Consider the following 18,307-nt stretch of genomic DNA (forward strand, 5'->3'; position numbering starts at 1 on the left):
GCTCTACCCCAAATGTCTGTCTCTTGATCACATCTCCATCAATTTGGTAGCTATCCTAAGTCCTTCAACTCGCTCTTGTAAACGGAACCATCCTTTCCAGATAGTAGACCAAGCTGCTTTTCCAGTTCTTTTGGAATCAGTCCAACCACCCAACTGGGCTATTGCTTTATAAGCCCAAGCAGCAGTAGGTATTTTTTCAGGTAATGATTTTCTTTCAACACTATTCCATAAGACTTTCCATTCAGCGTCAGTGAGTAACTCATCACAAGAAGTACTGTTATCGTTGATATCTAATGTTGGGTATTCAAAATACTCTTTTAATTGAAGTAATCGAATGGCTACAAATGAGAGGATTACAATCATTTTTTCTAAATTATCAATTGATTGCATACGCTGCTCTTCAGCACCGACACCCGATTTCCACGCTTTGTGGAAATCCTCAATGCGCCATCTCATCTCATAATATCGAGTTATTTTTCGAGTGCACTCTAAGGTTGTTGTGGCTTCTGTGGTTAATAGAATCCATTCAAGACTCTCACTTTCAGATGGATTTTTCTCTTTTGCGATGACTACATTTAAAGTGATTGGTTTTAACTCACGTTCTTTGGCTCTTCGTTCAGATGGTGAGAAAGTAACAGATGTAGTTTTTAACTCAAGAGTCACTTGGCGTTTCTTTCTATTTGCTTTTTGAGCTATTTCAATTGTATAAGTACCTAAGATTGTTGCAGAAGGTAACATTTGAAATAAATAACAGTTACTTCCTTCCAGTTTTCGATTATGGCTCGCTCTAACAATAAAACGTTGATGATGATCTAACTTATACTGAATGTATTCAAAAATATCTGCTTCCCTATCGCAAACAGAAATCACATCAGACATTTTAGAACCCAGGCGGTTCTCTAACTCTCGGGTGTTCTTTTCCCATTTATAACTTTCTTTCTCTGTATATAACCTGACTCGTCGATGATTTTTTTTGCCTCGTTCTTTGATATCTCGACACCAACGTTCTTGCGCGATTAATCCTAGGGTTTTCTCTTGTTCTGCATCCATGAGCATAGTGGTGTGAACATGAAAACCTCGATTGCTTTTTTCTTTAGGGCCGCCTAAATCACCTAATGATTCTTTTACTTGATGGGTATAGGATAGCGTTGTTGTGTCTTCAATGGCTAAAAGCGTTGGGATTGACTGAGATAACCAACTGGTTACTTGATAACCCCCCTCCGCAATTTGATTCGCAGTGACTCGTTTGTTTCGTAAAAAACGATAACTACCTTCTATGAGCGCATCCTGACCTTCACAACTTTCTGCAAGAGAACCACCAGGTATGGATGATAATTGTTTACCTATTTTAATTAATCGACGAGTGAGTCGTTTGTCCCCTAAAGCAACTGAACCAAAAATAGCTTCCGACCATGCTGTAGTATCTTCAATTGCTAAATCCATACATCACCTTAAAAGAGGTGATTTGATCATGTTTCTTTGGGATAAACAAGATGTGTAGAAGATTCAGCCTATTTAAGGGGGCGGCTATGATCACCCGCAGAGCCAATTATTTACGATTTGGGAGCAATAAATCCAATGTATCTAACAAAGTTAGAAAAGCTTTACAGTCAAAATTTCGTAAAATCCAAAATGGCTTTTTAATAATCACTTAATATACTGATGATACAATTTATATATTAAGATTAAAAACCGAGGGTTACCATGAGAGATTTAACTTATTCTGAACGTGTTAAATTGACTAAGCTCATTCAAGAAATAGCGTCAAAAAAATACGAAGGGGAAGCGCTAGATAAACTACATGTTGAAGCGATTAAGCTTGTTCATGGTAATTCCGGCGAAATTGACCTTTGGTATAAAGAGAAAACGTATGAAAATATCAGAAAACTTAATAGGGTTGTGGATGATTTAAATCGATACGTTAATAATCAACTTAAAGCAGAGAAAATGATTATCTCTGCAGCAAGTAAATTACTTTCTGATTTTGAAGGCGCTGAAGCGGATGCCAAACAAGCAATTCGCCTTGCCAGTGGCGATCCTAAAAAGTACGACACTTATGAAAAAGAAGTAAAGGAGTACTTTGAGTCCGAACTAAGCAAAGAGATTAATCTGCGTAAAAAATCCGGTGAAAAAGTCGATCATCCTAAAGAAATTTTAGACAAACAACAATTTATCAAGGACGCAAAAAATATTGTAAATACAATAGCGAATACCTTAATGGTGACATCACCAGAATTTAGAGAAAACCGTGTTGCTTATATTAAACATAGTCTAGAAAATTCAAAGTATAATGCCAAATTTATTGACCGTGATGGTCAAATGCAATTTAGAACCATTCGTCCAGAGGGTGATTATGGAAAACCAGAAGTGGCTTTTAAAGAAGGATTAGCTCCTCAATTTGTCAGCATGTGGGCTTTCCAGTCAGGCGTCATTAGTAAACCTTATGTCAATGACGTATTTGAAACAGAAGGCGAAAAAATTGGTTGGTCTGGTGGTATCACGTCAACTTCTGCCAACTTAAAATTTTGTGCCGCGTTCGATTTTGCTGCTAGTTATGGTATGCAGGATGGCTATATCTACGTATATGCCTGTGATGAAGCAGCATCAGTGGGCCGTCATATTAGCTTTGGTGTAGGCTATGATGGAAAAGTTGATAAAGGAATGGGCATAGAACGAAGTAATGCTGAGGCTGCAATGGAATATATGCTACCTTTTTTATCCCCTGAGCGAATAATAGGTGCTAGAGAAATTAAAAAAGATGGTTCGCTGGGCGAATTTTTCCCAAATCCAAATGTGAAACAAAGTGCCTATGGTGATACTGAATTTCTAAAATTGGTACTTTGTGAAAATGTTAATGAAATTAAGCTCATCGAATATTTAGAAAGACGAAGCGTCGAAATTTTACATAAAGATAATGATCTAGAGTATACCAATAAAATGGTTAAGCTCTTTAGCGAACTTGCTCCTGAACGACAAGCGGTCGTATTAAAAATAGCTCACGCTTCTCATATAGCATTAACGCATCAACTTACAGAAAATTTAGACCCAACACTTAAAGAAACGGATCCATTGAAATGGGATATGTTACATGGATTAAAATTAAGCAAAGATCCTGAACACCCTATTGAAGTATTGCCTGAAGTGATGAAGCTAGCGTTATCTCACGAACAACAATCAACATTAGATACGCATTTGGAAAAACATTCTAAATTACAAGTAAAATCACACTTTGGATTTGAATTTGAAAGGGACAAACGTACAACGAAAGACAAATCATCTACAGAGAAGGTTCATTATCCTCAACCACGGTTCTTTAGACAACAACAAGAGCAACCTACAACTCAAGATACTTTGGAAGAGATAAGTAAAATTACGCCACAAAATCCTCATGGCTCTAAATAATATGTTGGGTTCGATATAAAAAGCATGGTGCTTTTTATATCGACAGAATTAAGAGAGGATTATCATTTTATTGGTATTTAAGATTATATTCGTTTACAATTGCTTCAAGTTTTATCAATTTTTGGTATCTTTATGCAAAGGAAAGTAGAATTAACAAATAACATTTTCTCAAGATTATTTCAGCCTTACGACAAGTATTATGACCAAAAAATATTTTCTCCTGCTTTTGAATCGATCATCCTTAATCTCCAAACCATTTGCACCGTCTACGGGAATATTCCAAAAACGTGTATTCAATTGTTAAATCAGCTTAAATTACCTTTTGATGATCGTGAATATCTGCAAAAAGTCTCAAATCCTATTCGATTTTTTGGTGTAAGAGACCGAAATGAGTCCTTTTTCACTCTAGCCCAAAGTCTGGAAAACTTAAGAACATTACTCAGTCAAGATGAACAAAAACTCAAAGATCTGTTCGCAAAAGATATCGAACTAATGCCTGGCGATGATAAAATTAAAACCTTCGCGCGGATCGTAAGTGAAGCATGTACTAAGGCAATTGATATGACTATTGCGGATATACAAGTCCAAATGAGTTGCTCATTTGAAGAACATAATTCTACTTCATCAACGATAGGGATGCGTGTCTAAGTACTCAATACTAAGATAGAAATAAAAGCAAAAATACAAGAATCATGCTCCCTGTAAGGGGGCAGTTTTTTCACATAACTTTAATAACACAGATCAAAAACCTATTATATCTGCTACTTATATCATTTATATTAGGGTGTTTTGACAATTCATCCCCTCTGTCCTATTTTCGAGTCAAATGCTCCCCAAAAAAATTCTTATTCGGTTAAAAAAATCTTGTACAAGATGATAGTCCGTTCCCTCTTTAAAAAGAGCAATATAGCGGTCAGGCCTAATTAAACATAAACAAGGTTTAGTTACATTATAGCGATGATGAATATCAAGCGTATAATCATCAATTGCACAAGAAAAATCAGATTTTTGGGCAGCAATTATATGAGGCTTAATAAGCTCTTTAGCATGCGCATTAATCCACTGATAAGTCAAATTAATATTATTTAATGTTGCAGCGTTTGGTGATAATCCAGTAAATATCAATAAATTATGTTGCGTATTACGCAACGAATCAAATAAAGTAGTATCCGTTTGTAATTGTACATTTGGTGCTAAATCACCAGGTTTGGGTAAACATGAACGACCTTTTGTGTCTTTATCAACAATTGGGCTATTACGAAAATTCCAAGCCAGCTGAACTACGTATTTCGTTAACTTATCTTGAAATATCTTTGATCTACCACCAACATTTTTCATCATGAAATCACGAATAGCAATCACAAATCGATTAGTTGTCAATGCTAAAAAAGAGAGTTTATGCGTAACACCTACAACATATTTCATGATGCGATAACGCTCATCTTGATAACTGTCCAATAGACTTGGATCCGCCTTCTTTTGAATAACCAATGCTAATTTCCATGCTAGATTATAAATATCTTGCAGCCCAGTATTCATGCCTTGCGCACCAGCTGGTGAATGTACATGAGCCGCATCTCCCGCAATAAAAGCGCGTCCTTGATGCAATCGTTCCGCTATTTTGCTGTGAATCCAAAATGGAGAAGACCAAAGAACCTCAGTTACAGTACATTGCTTTGCCGTATGATTGTAAACTAATTCTTTAATTTCCTGATCATTAAATAATTTCTTTATCCCGGGTAGGTTTGTATTAGCGACAATACGGTATTTATCATTTCCTTTTTCATCACCGGCAAGCGGAAAAAGTCCTAAAACCGTACCTTTAGTAAAATACATTATGACAGCATTAGGTATAGCATTGGTTTGCACTCGAACATCTGCCACAAAAAATTCTTTATCGATATCTGCGCCCGCCATTGGAATTTGAGACTGCTCACGAACAATACTGTGATAACCATCACAACCGATAATCCAATCACTCTCAATGGTTTCTATGCTCCCATCGCTATGCTTTATAGTAGAAATAATACCGTTATTTTCTTGTTTTATCCCTATAACTTCGCGTTCACGTTCCACATGATGTCCTAACTCTTCTAAACGTTCATTCAGAAATAGTTCCGTGAACGATTGAGGTAACATCAATATATATTTAAATAAAGAACTGTCTGTTTGTAGCGATATTTGTGCTAATTTATTTTGCCCTGAATAAAGAACCATGAGATCACTTTTTAAACCTGCTGCGACAAATTTATCTACAAGCCCAATATGATCCAATAATTCAAGAGTTCGAGTGTGAATCCCTGCGGCATTAGTTGTTTTGGTCGGCTCAGACTTTTTTTCAACAATTCGAAAGGAAATTCCGTATCTTGCCATTTCACAAGCAGCCATTAAACCAGTTGGACCTGCCCCCACAATTAAAACGCTACATTTATCCATAACTTATAGCCCTCGCTACCATTAAATCATTAGATCTAATTTTTGGAATAAGCCCTGTGCATAAGAAAAGTGTTCATCCTTTAATCTAACGAATTAGGTTTGCATGATCTTCATAAATAAAGATAGTATGTTCTTTCACTATTCTCGAATACTTAAATGAAGCTGGTATAAAAATTTTCCCCAGCTTCATTTAATAATAATTACTCTTGTATTTCACAAGTAATTTTAGTGCAATCACGACAATTTTTGGCAGCAAAGGCGAAAGATTGGGCCGCTGAACCTTGCGTATTTGCCATCTTGTCATCTGCAGCTTTATCTCCTGCTACATCACTGCTACTTGCATTAGTAGTGCAAATCCATTTAGCGTTTAAATCTGTGTTTGTTGCAGAAAAGCCTACAGAAGAAGCTATAATAAAAAAACCTATAATTAACTTTTTCATAACGTCTCCTTGTTCAAATATCCATTTAATTTGGTTTCCTCTAGGAGGTCCTTGACGACTTTTTCAGTCTCATCTGAGTAATCGGATTGTTAATAGTGAAAACTCTCAATGACTTTAAAGTCATCATTAGTAACTTACCCAAATTTTTGCTGTTCTTTTATGGGTTAACTATTAAACTATAGGATATTGTGCAAAAAAACACCAATTTAAAATGACCTATAAGAAAGATGCCTAGCCATGTTGTTTTATTATTCATATTACAACACTTAGCTGGATAACTTTTTTTGAACTCCTTTTCCACACGCTTTTTTATGCATTTTATTTTTCTTGTTTATTTCTCCGTAAATTTATCTCCCTGAATCATTTAGGTCCTCTACCATGATCTCAGATTAAATAAGGCGACTCTTATCAACATTATCCCGCGGGATTAAAATTACCTTCCTTCTCTATAGAAACTGCTTCTTGCCTATTTTCTTTTGTTTGTTCTTTGATTTTGATTAAAAAGGGGATAAAAAGCAAAGCAAATACAACAGAAAGTTGGTATAAGCCAATCCACCCAATATTCATTTGAATCGCAGCTGCCACTGGACCCGAGATAATGCGAGGTAATGTAGATAATGCCACAAGTAACGAAAATTGGGTTCCGGTATACTGTTTATCTACCAGACGCATAAATAAAGCAACTAACGCTGTAGAACCCATACCCGCTGCAAAATTATCAAAGAATACTGCTATTGCTAGTAAAACGACATTTTTTCCTGTTATTGCTAAAATAACAAATAAAATATTAGTTAATGCTTGCAGCAAACCAAAAAAAAGAAGCGAACGGTATAATGAATAATACACCAGCAAAAATCCAGCACATAATCCACCTAGCAATATAGAGCCAACACCGAGTATTTTATTGATATATCCAATAGTATCTAAAGAAAAACCAAGCCCTTGAATAAGAAAAGGCATCACGATACCACTAGTAGTTGTTGTAAAAGCCTCACCTAATTTATAACAAAAAATAAAACATAAAAGAGGAATTACTCCTTGGCGTGATAAAAATTCTTTAATAGGTGCTATAAATGATAATGCAAAACTACTTTTTTCTTTGACGACTGCACTGGGCTCTTGGCTACCAAAGACTGCAAACATCCCTACAATCATGAGACAACCCATAAAGCGATAAGTAAAAGCCCAGCCTAATTTCTGTGCCATAACCAAGGCAAAACCACCAGACAATAACAGAGCAATGCGATAACCTAATACTGCTAAAGAAGCACCTAAAGCATGCTCATTCATGGGTAAATACTCGGCTCGATGCGCATCAATTGCAATGTCTTGTGTTGCAGAAAAACAAGCTAAGGCTAATGCGAGTAAGGCTATTAACTTAGGGTGTTGTTCTGGGATAAACCACGCCATCAAGTTAAATCCTAAAAGCAATAAACATTGCATTGCCAAGATCCAACTTCGTCTCTTACCCAGGTTAAATAATGAGTAACGATCAAGAATTGGTCCCCAAAAAATACGATAAGCATAAGGTAAACTGATTAAACTTAACGTTCCTGTAACAAAAACAGACATCCCGCTGTAAGCAAACCATGCTTGCAAGGTACTACTGATTAATGCCATAGGCAAGCCAGAAGAAAAACCTAAAATGAAAACAATAAAGAGGCGCTTGTTCATCATTAAGATCACTCAAAACGGTGAGGATTTACAACTTAAGAAGAGCTCGCTCCCAAAAATGGGAGCGAGTATGATGAGAAAGAAAATCTTCTCACGAGATTAGGCTGCTTTTTTTACAGAAATCAAATGAATTTTGAAAATCAAAGTTTCATTTGGACCTATAGGACCACCTACACTACGTGAACCATAGGCTAAATCTGCAGGAACATAAACTTCCCATGTAGAACCAGAAGGCATTAATTGTAATGCTTCTGTCCAACCAGGGATTACTTGTGATACTTGAAATGTAGCTGGCTTGCCTGCTTTTTCAGTGCTATCAAAGACAGTACCATCAATTAAAGTACCAGTATATTCAACAGTTACAGTATCTGATTTACCTGGTTTTGAACCAGTACCGGCATCAATAATTTTATACTGCAAACCACTTGGTAACACCACTATTCCAGGCTTTGACTTATTAGCAGATAAGAAAGCATCACCTTTTGCTTTGTTTTCTTCTGCTTTTTTATTAAATTCAGCACTACGCTTAGCCATCAGATCTTTTTGAAATTTACTCAGAACGTCTTTCATTTGCTCTTCAGTCAAAATCAATTGAGCGCCAGACATACCATCTTGCATTCCTTTAGCTAATGCTTCTGGATTAATGTCAATACCTTGATTTTTGAAATTTTTTCCTAAATCAGCACCAATACTATAAGATAATTTATCTTTGTCCGTAGTAAGCGATGTAGCATCAGTTGCAGCCATTGCCGTAGACATTGCTAGCCCCATAATGGCCGCAGTGACCAATTTCATCTTCATAAAGAATCCCCTTGTAGTCTTCTATTGTGCCTATCATCCTATTTTTTGAATAGTAAATAGGAAATTATAAAAATATCCCTATAATTCTGCCTAAATTCGCATGAAATTACTAGACCTTAAATCAGATTAATTGTAATTATATTATAAAGAGTCTCAAATTTAAGTCTAGAATCTGCTTTTTATCTCTATTCTGAAGATATCTGCAACATCATAATACCCACGAAGTTCGCTATAATTAAAATAGACAAATAAAGAAGATCGCTCTACACTTTGCACTAATTATAATTAGAGATTTAAACCCCATGAACATCAGTGTATTTGATTTATTTTCGATTGGAATTGGTCCTTCAAGCTCTCATACTGTGGGCCCTATGCTTGCTGCTAATGCCTTCTTGAGATTGCTTGAAGACAAACAACTTATGAGCCAATCCCAACGAATTAAAATTGAACTTTATGGTTCCCTTGCTTTAACAGGTAAAGGTCATGGCACTGACAAAGCTATTGTAAATGGATTAGAAAATAAAACTCCTGAAACAGTAGCTCCGGAATCCATGATACCGCGCATGCATGAAATTCTTAATTCACATACACTTCATTTGGCAGGTAAAAAAAACATTCCCTTTAATGAAAAAACCGACTTTCTTTTTTTGCAAAAAGAACTGTTACCAAAGCATACTAATGGTATGCGCTTTTCTGCTTTTGATGAACTAGATAACTTATTAATAGCACAAGTTTATTATTCTATTGGTGGTGGCTTTATTACTACAGAAGAAGAGTTTTCTAAATCTACGGAAGATACAAATCCCCCTCCATACCCATTTTCAACAGCATCTCAACTCCTACAGCTTTGTCATGAACATAATTTGACTATAGCTGAATTAATGATGGTTAACGAAAAAACTTGGCGTAGTACTGAAGAGATTCACCAAAGTATTTTAGACATTGCTAAAGTAATGGATGATTGCATTAGCAACGGATGTAAACATGATGGTATCTTACCTGGTGGTTTAAATTTAAAAAGACGTGCTCCAGATTTATATAATAAGTTGATGAACCAAAAAGGAGTAAAGAGTGTCTTCGAGCAATCAGACATTATGAATTGGTTAAATCTTTACGCTATGGCAGTTAATGAAGAAAATGCTGCTGGAGGACGTATTGTTACTGCTCCAACGAATGGAGCTGCAGGAATTATTCCTGCTGTACTTAAATATTGTCAACAAGCACATGATAAGATGAGCAGTAAAGACATTTATACTTATTTTCTCACCGCAGCTGCTATTGGTATCCTCTATAAAAAAGGGGCTTCTATTTCTGGTGCCGAGGTAGGCTGCCAAGGCGAAGTTGGTGTCGCCTCTTCTATGGCGGCAGCAGGGCTTACCGCAGTTCTTGGAGGAACTGTAGCCCAAGTTGAAAATGCAGCTGAAATCGCAATGGAACATCATTTAGGAATGACTTGTGATCCAGTTTTAGGTTTAGTACAAATACCCTGCATTGAACGGAATGCAATGGGGGCTGTAAAAGCAGTAAATGCAACGCGAATGGCGCTCATAGGGGATGGCCAACACAAAATTTCCTTGGATAAAGTAATTAAAACCATGAAACAAACAGGAATGGACATGCAGAGTATTTATAAAGAAACCTCCATGGGAGGTTTGGCTGTTAATTTACCCGAGTGTTGAAAAAGTATAATCATCATGTTTAGAATGTTTTTCCACTAATGCCACTAGTCCCGACAGTCGATGTTTCTCTACCGCTTCATTAAATGGTTTAATATCCTTTTCAGAATTGAGAGAAGAGGATATTGCGTTTATTTTTTCGCCTAACTTTTCCATTTTTTTATTCACTCTCATATTCCTGTGCTGTAGAAGTCCTGTTCGGTCCTCAACAAAAAACAAGTGTTTTTCAATGGATTTCCATGCTCGCTCTCCTTTACTATTTACAACTTCAGCACTAAGCTCCGTTGAATCACGTACTTCTTTTTCTAAAGAAGAGACAGCTTGTTTGGTGCGTAAAAGTCTAACGGGTAATGCGCTTACTACCAGATTAAAATCATACATGTTTTCAAGATCTTCCTTGGTGTAACACATAGCCACGGCATCGCGATAGGTTTCTAAAGTATATTTTGCTTCGCTTTGTTTTTCTTTCTGCTGATGAGCGCACATATAATCATAAACTGGGCAGTATTTATCTTGATTTGATAACATCGCGATACTATCAGTCGTAAAATAAGCACACCCACGACCAGCATTTTGTAAAATATCTGTAGGTACATAAACGCGGAGATTACATATTTTACTTAAACGACCAAACTCCATCTGATTGGTTAATAAATTGGTTAATACTAACGATTGTACAAAGCCCAATGGATCACAGATTAAAACATCCAACGAAGAGAACTCTTTTGCTTTGAAATTAAACTCTAAAAAGGACCAGTGATTTAAATGAGCACTCCCATCCCATTTTGAAATAGCAATTTGAAACCGTAAATCCTCAGCGCAATTTTCTATCATTTGCTCAATGATATAAGCTAACTCATCAAGTTCATCACTACTCATTGCAAACGCATTAAAGCCATCTCCTCCTTTTGCAAAGCGTATGCTTTGTTTCATATGTAAAAAAAATGCCATAAGGTCTTCTGAAATAGTACCTGGTTTATCAACCTGAGCTAAAAGCTCTTTAATCTCTGCAATATTTTTCATAATAAAAATTAATTAGCATATAAATTGGGTTTATTATAAAAAACTAAATAAATTTAATCAAAATAAATACGATTAGATGTATAGAAATCAACTTTGAGTAATTTTGTTGGCGCGAACAGTGGAATAAATTTCTATGTTGGCAGTTGTTTAAAAATCCAAGCATTAGATGAATCTTGAGTAAAAAATAAATCACTCATTGCATAACCTACAATCACAGCCAAAGTATTATCAAAATAAACGAGAGGGACTCTCTCTCTTAACCAGGGAGGTATCCCCCATTCCTGAAAGAGTTTTTTTAAACGTTTAGTCTGGCCGTGCCAAAAAAAATCTTCTCCCCCCTGCCTAAATCGAATAAATATTGCCGCATTTTGCGGAATGATTAAACCTTGACTAGCCTTTTGGGCCATTAATTTAATTTCCGAATGACCTAAATTTAATGGCAACGGAAACTCAGTCCATTCAACACAAGAGGGTAAACCACACCTACTTTTCTTATCCAAATAAAGATGATTTTGATAACGGCGAACCGAAATATTTCCCCAACTTACTACGGGAACAGCATCTTGACTGGAAAAAACTACTTCATGAATCAAACGATGAAATGTAATCGTTGAAGGTAATTGAATTTGATTTTTTTTTAACCATACCCTTAGAATATTCGCTATTCGATCGAAATTTAAACTCTTAAGTGACTCAATAGTTAGCGCTTTACCTGTTAAGGTATTTTGACTCTTATCTCGCTCATTACTATTAGACTCTATTCCAATGCCTATTGAGAGACCGTATTCAGAAAAAGGTCTATTTTTTATTTCTTGCAAAGATAGATCACTTATTGCCAACGCATCTAAATTTCTTTTGGCTTGCTGACAATGACTTGCTGTTCGTGCGATATTTCCCACTACTCTAGGCCATTTATTCTTCAACAACGGTATAATTTCTTGACGCAAATAATTACGAGAATAAGTAATGTCACAATTACTTTCATCCTCAACCCAATTTAATTGATGCAACAATGCGTAATGCTCTAATTGCTCACGATAATAGTGTAAAAAAGGTCTCACAAGCTGTCCAAATCCAAATTGGGTAAACTCAGACATAGCTGCCAAACCATCAACGCCCGCTCCTCTAAATAATTGCAAAAGAAAGGTCTCAGCTTGATCATCCAAATGATGACCTAAAATCAAGCAGTCTTGTTCTTTGACTAAAGAGGAAAAAACGGCGTACCGTGCAATTCGAGCACCTTCTTCAATATTAGCTGAGCGATCGAATTGTACGGATTGAGTCCTAAAAAAAACACCCAATTTCTGGCAAAACTGTTCGCAGTGCTCTTGCCAAAAATGAGCATTTGCATTGATACCATGATTTACATGTACTGCAACTAACTTTTTTAATAAGAGCGGCTGGGCAGCAAGGGCATGCAAAAGCACAGTCGAATCGAGCCCCCCGCTAAACCCTACAATTAATTGATTAAACTGGCTGAGGCGCAAAATCCATTCTGAGCTTAATAATGCTTTAATCACATGCCCCCATAGTCATAAATTTTTGATATCTACTTTCAACTAGTTGATCTAAAGGCATTTTTCTTAAGGTATGTAACTCATTAACCAAAATATTTTTCAACCGAGTAGCCATTTCATCAACATTGCGATGAGCACCCCCTAATGGTTCAGGCACTACTATATCAATTAACTTATTTTCTAAAATTTTATCTGCAGTAATTCTCATTGCACGGGCAGCTTCACTGGCTTTAGATGCATCTTTCCATAGAATCGAAGCGCAACCCTCAGGCGAAATTACTGAATAGATTCCAAATTGCAGCATTAATATCCGATCACCAACACCAATTGCTAATGCACCTCCAGAACCAGCCTCTCCAGTTACCACGCAGATAATGGGTGTTTTAAGTCGTGACATTACAAAAAGATTACGAGCGATTGCTTCAGACTGATTTCGCTCTTCAGCACCTATTCCAGGATAGGCACCAGCTGTATCAATAAAAGTAAAAATAGGCAATTTAAATTTCTCAGCCATATTCATCAAGCGCAAAGCTTTTCGATATTCTTCTGGGCGGGCCATTCCAAAATTACGATATACTTTTTCTTTGGTGCGTTTCCCTTTTTGATGGCCAAGCACCATTACTGGCTCACCATTTAAACGTGCTAAGCCTCCAATAATTGCTGGAGCTGAAGAGCAGCTTCTATCACCATGTAACTCTTGAAAATCAGTAAAAATACGTTCGATATAATCGGTAGTCTGTGGCCTAAGTGGATGTCTTGCCATTTGAGCAACTTGCCATGGTTCTAAATTAGAGAAAACTTGCGCAGTTAGCTCAGAGCATTTTGTTTGAAGTCGAACTATTTCATCACTTAAATTTACTTCGTTATCATTACCAACCATTCGAAGTGCTTCAATTTTCTGATTTAACTCTTCAATGGGTTGCTCAAAATCCAAAAATTGTCGGCTCATTCAATACCTTTTGGTGAATTAAATATCATGGTATATGATAACCCTAACCGTTAATTGATGCCAGATTTTAACAAAATATGATCATCACAGAATTTAATCCTTTAAACACAGAAAATTGTATTTTAAATGAAGCTCGTATTGATCTTTGGCAATTTTCATTAGCAAATGAATTAAAAAATACATATCAACTGCTCAACTCCGAGGAGCAAGCCCGTGCTGATCGATTTTACTTCAGCAGGCACAAACGACGTTTCTCTACAGCTCGAGCAGTAATGAGAATCATTTTAGCGCGATACATAAATGTTTATCCAGAACACATTGAGTTTACTTATAATGCACATGGAAAACCAGAGGTTATCAATTCAGCAAAGCTGCAATTTAATCTTAGTCATAGTGGAGATCTGGCTCTTTTAGCTGTAGGAAAAGGCTTTCCCATGGGAGTGGACATAGAAAAATACTCTGCTCGACCTTATAAGGGTATAGCAAAAAGTTTATTTTCCGAACAAGAGTATGAGGAGTTCATTAAAGTGCCTCAAGCTTTAAAACCTGCTGTTTTTTTTCATGTTTGGTCACAAAAAGAGGCTTTCATTAAAGCATGTGGATTAGGGCTTTCATACCCCACAAAGGAGTTTAGTGTCCCTACTTCAATGCCTACAAAACAATTAGTCGATGACCCATTGCATCATGTAACTTGGCAATTACGCTCTTTTATGCCTGAAATAGCATGCAGTGGCGCCTTATGCCACCATCCTACAGTACGGGAAATCAGACATGGATTTATTCAGTTGCAACAAAATGATTCCTTGATATTTTAGGTATAGAATCTTATGCATTTTACTTCATCACAACTTACTTTATTACAGTTACTTGGAGATGGTTCCTGTCATAGCGGCTCGGAGTTAGGAACTGTTTTGGGTATTACCCGATCAGCCATATGGAAACAAATAAATCAGTTAATCGAATCAGGGATCCCTATAAAACGACTTCCCAATCAAGGTTATCAACTGCTTAATCCATTAATTCTTTTAGACAAAGAACAAATTAACGAGTATTTTTTATTAGAAAAATTAGTAACTCCATTTAATTTGCATCTATTTACATCTATTGATTCGACAAATCGTTATTTGAAAGAGTTACCTATCTCAAATACGGTGGACATTTGTTGTGCCGAAATTCAAACTCATGGTAGAGGCCGATTTGGTAGGCAATGGCATTCTCCTTTTGGAGAAAATATTTACTGTTCCAGTCGTTGGAATCTAAACTACGATCTCACGAAACTTTCCGGACTAAGCCTAGTAACAAGTCTGGCTGTTTTAGCCACTTTAAATGAACTCAAATTATCCACTAATATCAAAATTAAATGGCCGAATGATATTTTATGGAATGATAAAAAATTATGTGGCAGCTTGATTGAAATCATTACAGAATCCAACAGTACTATTCAAGTCATCATTGGTATTGGCTTGAATGTTAATACAGATACACAAAAACACCCTCTTCCTGACAGACCTTGGTGTTCTTTATATGAAATCGCCCAGCAACATTTTGATCGCAATTTCTTAATTGCAAAGCTTATTACTCATTTAGAGCGCTATTTAATTCAATTCTTTCATAATGATTTGAGTAGTTTTATACATGAATGGAACAAATCAGATTATTTGTTTGGAAAAACCATTCAAGTGACACAGTCCTTAAATACACTCACCGGCATCGCTTGTGGCATTAATCAACTAGGTCAATTAATATTGCAAGATGAATCCGGTCAAAAACATTTCCTCTCATCGGGAGATACATCGCTGCATAAACAATACTCTCCGTAAATATTCTGGTATAAATTGTACTTAGGGAGTTTATCGATTTCATGAATTCCATTTTCCAAAAGACTCTTACTGTTTGATAAGTTATTGAACGCTTTTAAAAGAATAATGACTATCGAACATAAACAAATTTATGCATCAATGCAGGATAGAAGGTACCAAAATTAAGGTTTGTCCCAAGTCTATTTATGAACTCGGGACCGGATGAGCTGCGAGGAAATCGATTTATACTGTTTCTTCAGATTCATCTGATTGCTTTTCTTGTTGTATACGCAAATAAATTTCTTCACGGTGAACAGACACATCTTTTGGTGCATTGATACCTAAGCGAACTTGATTACCTTTTACGCCGAGCACAGTGATATTTACATCATCCCCGATAATTAAGGTTTCACCTATACGCCGAGTCAAAATTAACATAGAAAATCTCCCTAACAAAGCAGCTACCTATCCCTCCACAGAACTTCCATGGTATTCTTGATAGCTACGAAACTACTAAGAAACAAAGCAATACTTGTCGTACGAATTTAATTTTACACTGTGATTCTTAACAGAGTATTAAGAAACCTTTTTAAATCTTTATTTTTTTGTTCTAATTTGAAATTTATTCAAATACATTCATGAAGAAACAGAAGAATACATAGGCAATCTTTTTTCAATTAAAGAATAAAGAAGAAGCATAAAGCCTAATTGTAATACTATTAAACTAAAATGAGCAATGTGCATTTGTATGCATAAAACCAGAATTAAAAAAGAAACATTTATTAACAATTGGCCTAATAAAATTGTTGAAACTTTGACACCTGATTGTCTTAATCTTTGATAAGCATGCGTTCGATGAGGAAGAGACCAATTTTCCTTATGAAGTATTCTCCGTATCAAAGTAACACTCGCATCAAAAAGAAACAATCCATTTAGCATAAACCAATATAAAATAGATATATGGAACTTTTGTTGTGCAATTAGTGCGATACAAAAAGTAATCAATCCTAAAGTGGCACTTCCAATATCACCCATAAATAAACGTGCAGGTGGAAAATTGAAAAATAAAAACCCAATAAGACTCAAGATGAGAATAAAACAGAAATCTTGATAAAATGAGGCATCACCCATCCCAAAAAAAACTGCATAGGCACTTAATAAAAAAATGGCTTGTGCTGCACAAAAACCATCAATTCCATCCATAAAATTAAAATGATTAATGGCCCAAATAACTGCAAAAAAGATAAAGGGAATAATGAAAAAAGAATAATCAACCATAATCCCCAAGTCTAATTGTACAGGCCTCATAAAAATGGCAACTAATAAAGCAATACCACATTGAGTAAAAAATCTTATCTTTACTGATAAATGGTAAAGATCATCCAAAAAGCTTACTGTAGCAAGAAAAAAGATACAGAGCAGAAAAATGAATTGTTCCTCAAAAACAGTCTGCGTTATGTAACTAAGAATAGGCAACGAAATTAATGTTAACCCAATAAAAATGAGTCCCCCTCCTCTGACTGTAGGCACGGAATGCATGGAACGGTTATTTGGTTTGTCCATAAGAAGCGTATCTTGTGCAACAATACAATATAACTTGGTCAATGCTATTGAAAATACTAAAAAAACGAAACTAAGAGTTAAATTCACTTTGATACCATGCAACAGTTTTTTTTAATCCTTCGACAGAACTCACAGGAGGGTTCCAACCCAATTGTAATTTTATCTTATTACTGTTTATTTCTAAAGATGAAAACAAACGTGTATTAAGATTTTGCATACCCAAAAGTTGAAAAATACATCTCATAAAAGGAACAGGAAAAGGGATTAACCACACCCTTGTGTTCATCTCTTTAGCAATAAGGCGCATCAAATGCGGCATAGAAAATGAATTATCATCTGCTACTAAATAGGTTTGGTTCGCAGCGGCAGGATGAGTTACTACTAGACACAAAGCAGAGACTAAGTTCTCTATATAGATAAAATGACGCTTATTTTGGACACTCGCAAAAGGTAACGGTATTCCTTTTCTGACAAGCTGCAACATTTTCAAAAAATTGGCTTTAACCCCAGGACCATAAATTAAAGGTGGTCTAACAATAACTACTTGCATGGATGAATTTTGACTAATTTCCTGTAGATGTTGTTCTGCATATAACTTACTTTGTCCATAAGGATCCTCGGGAGCAGCCTTAGTTTCTTCAGAAAAAGGTGCTCCTTCTAAAGTTAGCTCTCCATTGACTTTAATAGAGCTTAAAAATATAAACCGCTTAACCTGATGCTTAGCTGCTTGCTCAGCAAGATTTTTTGTAGCAATAGTATTGATTTTGTAATACTCATCGAGTGCTGATTTTGACTTTTCCTTCATGATATGAACTCTTGCTGCCAAATGAATGACAACGTCAACTCCTATAAGAGCCTGACTCCAGTCTGTTTCGAGTTCTAATCGCTTCATGATGACTTGTTCGGCATTAAGCCAATCTACCTTTTTAGATACAACACATCGCACCTTATGACCTAATTGGATAAGTGCGGGAACTAATTTTTTTCCTACAAATCCAGTTGCACCAGTAATTAATATTTTTGACAT

Annotated in this window: 16 protein-coding genes; 5 read left to right on the forward strand and 11 right to left on the reverse strand. The window is 35.9% G+C overall.

What is annotated here, in order from left to right; translation table 11 throughout:
- Window positions 1-27: 27 nt before the first annotated feature.
- Window positions 28-1,443 carry an IS4 family transposase gene (locus tag Lsan_RS13785; RefSeq protein ID WP_058514790.1) on the reverse strand — a complete coding sequence of 472 codons (1,416 nt, stop codon included), beginning with the start codon at window positions 1,441-1,443 and terminating at the stop codon, window positions 28-30.
- Window positions 1,444-1,704: 261 nt separating this feature from the next.
- On the opposite strand from Lsan_RS13785, the gene Lsan_RS13790 reads away from it, so the two are divergent.
- Window positions 1,705-3,402, forward strand: coding sequence for a hypothetical protein (locus Lsan_RS13790; protein WP_058514791.1), 1,698 nt, complete (start codon window positions 1,705-1,707; stop codon window positions 3,400-3,402).
- Between the two features lie 132 nt (window positions 3,403-3,534).
- The gene (locus Lsan_RS13795; RefSeq protein WP_058514792.1) at window positions 3,535-4,050 is read left to right on the forward strand and encodes a hypothetical protein; all 516 of its coding nucleotides are present in this window, start codon (window positions 3,535-3,537) and stop codon (window positions 4,048-4,050) included.
- A 174-nt stretch (window positions 4,051-4,224) separates the two neighbouring features.
- Here the strand turns inward: Lsan_RS13795 and Lsan_RS13800 are convergent, their stop codons facing one another.
- The 4 genes from Lsan_RS13800 to Lsan_RS13815 all read right to left on the reverse strand — a co-directional run bounded on the left by Lsan_RS13800 (window position 4,225) and on the right by Lsan_RS13815 (window position 8,753).
- Window positions 4,225-5,838, reverse strand: a complete 1,614-nt coding sequence (locus tag Lsan_RS13800) for an FAD-dependent monooxygenase (protein WP_058514793.1) — start codon at window positions 5,836-5,838, stop codon at window positions 4,225-4,227.
- A gap of 200 nt (window positions 5,839-6,038) precedes the next feature.
- Window positions 6,039-6,278: a hypothetical protein gene (locus tag Lsan_RS13805; RefSeq protein ID WP_058514794.1), complete on the reverse strand. Its 240-nt coding sequence runs from the start codon at window positions 6,276-6,278 to the stop codon at window positions 6,039-6,041.
- A gap of 414 nt (window positions 6,279-6,692) precedes the next feature.
- Window positions 6,693-7,952 (reverse strand): AmpG family muropeptide MFS transporter, encoded by a 1,260-nt coding sequence (locus Lsan_RS13810; RefSeq protein ID WP_058514943.1) that lies wholly within the window; start codon window positions 7,950-7,952, stop codon window positions 6,693-6,695.
- 99 nt (window positions 7,953-8,051) lie between these two features.
- Window positions 8,052-8,753: a BamJ family beta-barrel-assembly machinery protein gene (locus Lsan_RS13815; protein ID WP_058514795.1), complete on the reverse strand. Its 702-nt coding sequence runs from the start codon at window positions 8,751-8,753 to the stop codon at window positions 8,052-8,054.
- Between the two features lie 302 nt (window positions 8,754-9,055).
- On the opposite strand from Lsan_RS13815, the gene Lsan_RS13820 reads away from it, so the two are divergent.
- Window positions 9,056-10,432, forward strand: a complete 1,377-nt coding sequence (locus Lsan_RS13820) for an L-serine ammonia-lyase (RefSeq protein ID WP_058514796.1) — start codon at window positions 9,056-9,058, stop codon at window positions 10,430-10,432.
- On the opposite strand, the gene Lsan_RS13825 is transcribed toward Lsan_RS13820, so the two are convergent.
- The 3 genes from Lsan_RS13825 to Lsan_RS13835 form a co-directional block, all read right to left on the reverse strand.
- On the reverse strand, window positions 10,418-11,452 hold the full coding sequence (locus Lsan_RS13825; protein WP_058514797.1) for a hypothetical protein: 1,035 nt from the start codon (window positions 11,450-11,452) through the stop codon (window positions 10,418-10,420). The two genes, Lsan_RS13820 and Lsan_RS13825, sit on opposite strands and share 15 nt — an antisense overlap.
- Before the next feature lie 131 nt (window positions 11,453-11,583).
- Window positions 11,584-12,972: a tRNA lysidine(34) synthetase TilS gene (gene tilS, locus Lsan_RS13830; protein ID WP_058514798.1), complete on the reverse strand. Its 1,389-nt coding sequence runs from the start codon at window positions 12,970-12,972 to the stop codon at window positions 11,584-11,586.
- Entirely contained in the window at window positions 12,965-13,918 is a 954-nt protein-coding gene (locus Lsan_RS13835; protein ID WP_058514799.1) for an acetyl-CoA carboxylase carboxyltransferase subunit alpha, read from the reverse strand. The genes tilS and Lsan_RS13835 overlap by 8 nt, the downstream gene beginning before the upstream one ends.
- A gap of 77 nt (window positions 13,919-13,995) precedes the next feature.
- On the opposite strand from Lsan_RS13835, the gene Lsan_RS13840 reads away from it, so the two are divergent.
- Together Lsan_RS13840 and Lsan_RS13845 are read left to right on the forward strand one after the other, a co-directional pair.
- Entirely contained in the window at window positions 13,996-14,733 is a 738-nt protein-coding gene (locus Lsan_RS13840) for a 4'-phosphopantetheinyl transferase family protein (protein ID WP_058514800.1), read from the forward strand.
- A 12-nt stretch (window positions 14,734-14,745) separates the two neighbouring features.
- The gene (locus tag Lsan_RS13845) at window positions 14,746-15,738 is read left to right on the forward strand and encodes a biotin--[acetyl-CoA-carboxylase] ligase (protein ID WP_058514801.1); all 993 of its coding nucleotides are present in this window, start codon (window positions 14,746-14,748) and stop codon (window positions 15,736-15,738) included.
- Window positions 15,739-15,960: 222 nt separating this feature from the next.
- Here Lsan_RS13845 and csrA read toward each other — a convergent pair whose 3' ends face one another.
- From csrA to Lsan_RS13860, 3 genes are all read right to left on the reverse strand, one after another.
- Window positions 15,961-16,155 (reverse strand): carbon storage regulator CsrA, encoded by a 195-nt coding sequence (gene csrA / locus Lsan_RS13850; RefSeq protein ID WP_003636647.1) that lies wholly within the window; start codon window positions 16,153-16,155, stop codon window positions 15,961-15,963.
- 198 nt (window positions 16,156-16,353) lie between these two features.
- Window positions 16,354-17,367 carry an MraY family glycosyltransferase gene (locus Lsan_RS13855; protein WP_133134246.1) on the reverse strand — a complete coding sequence of 338 codons (1,014 nt, stop codon included), beginning with the start codon at window positions 17,365-17,367 and terminating at the stop codon, window positions 16,354-16,356.
- Entirely contained in the window at window positions 17,351-18,307 is a 957-nt protein-coding gene (locus Lsan_RS13860; RefSeq protein ID WP_058514802.1) for a UDP-glucose 4-epimerase family protein, read from the reverse strand. Before Lsan_RS13860 ends, Lsan_RS13855 begins: the two co-directional genes overlap by 17 nt.

Origin of the sequence: Legionella santicrucis (genome assembly GCF_001468135.1) — a bacterium.
GTDB classification, from domain to species: Bacteria; Pseudomonadota; Gammaproteobacteria; order Legionellales; family Legionellaceae; genus Legionella; species Legionella santicrucis.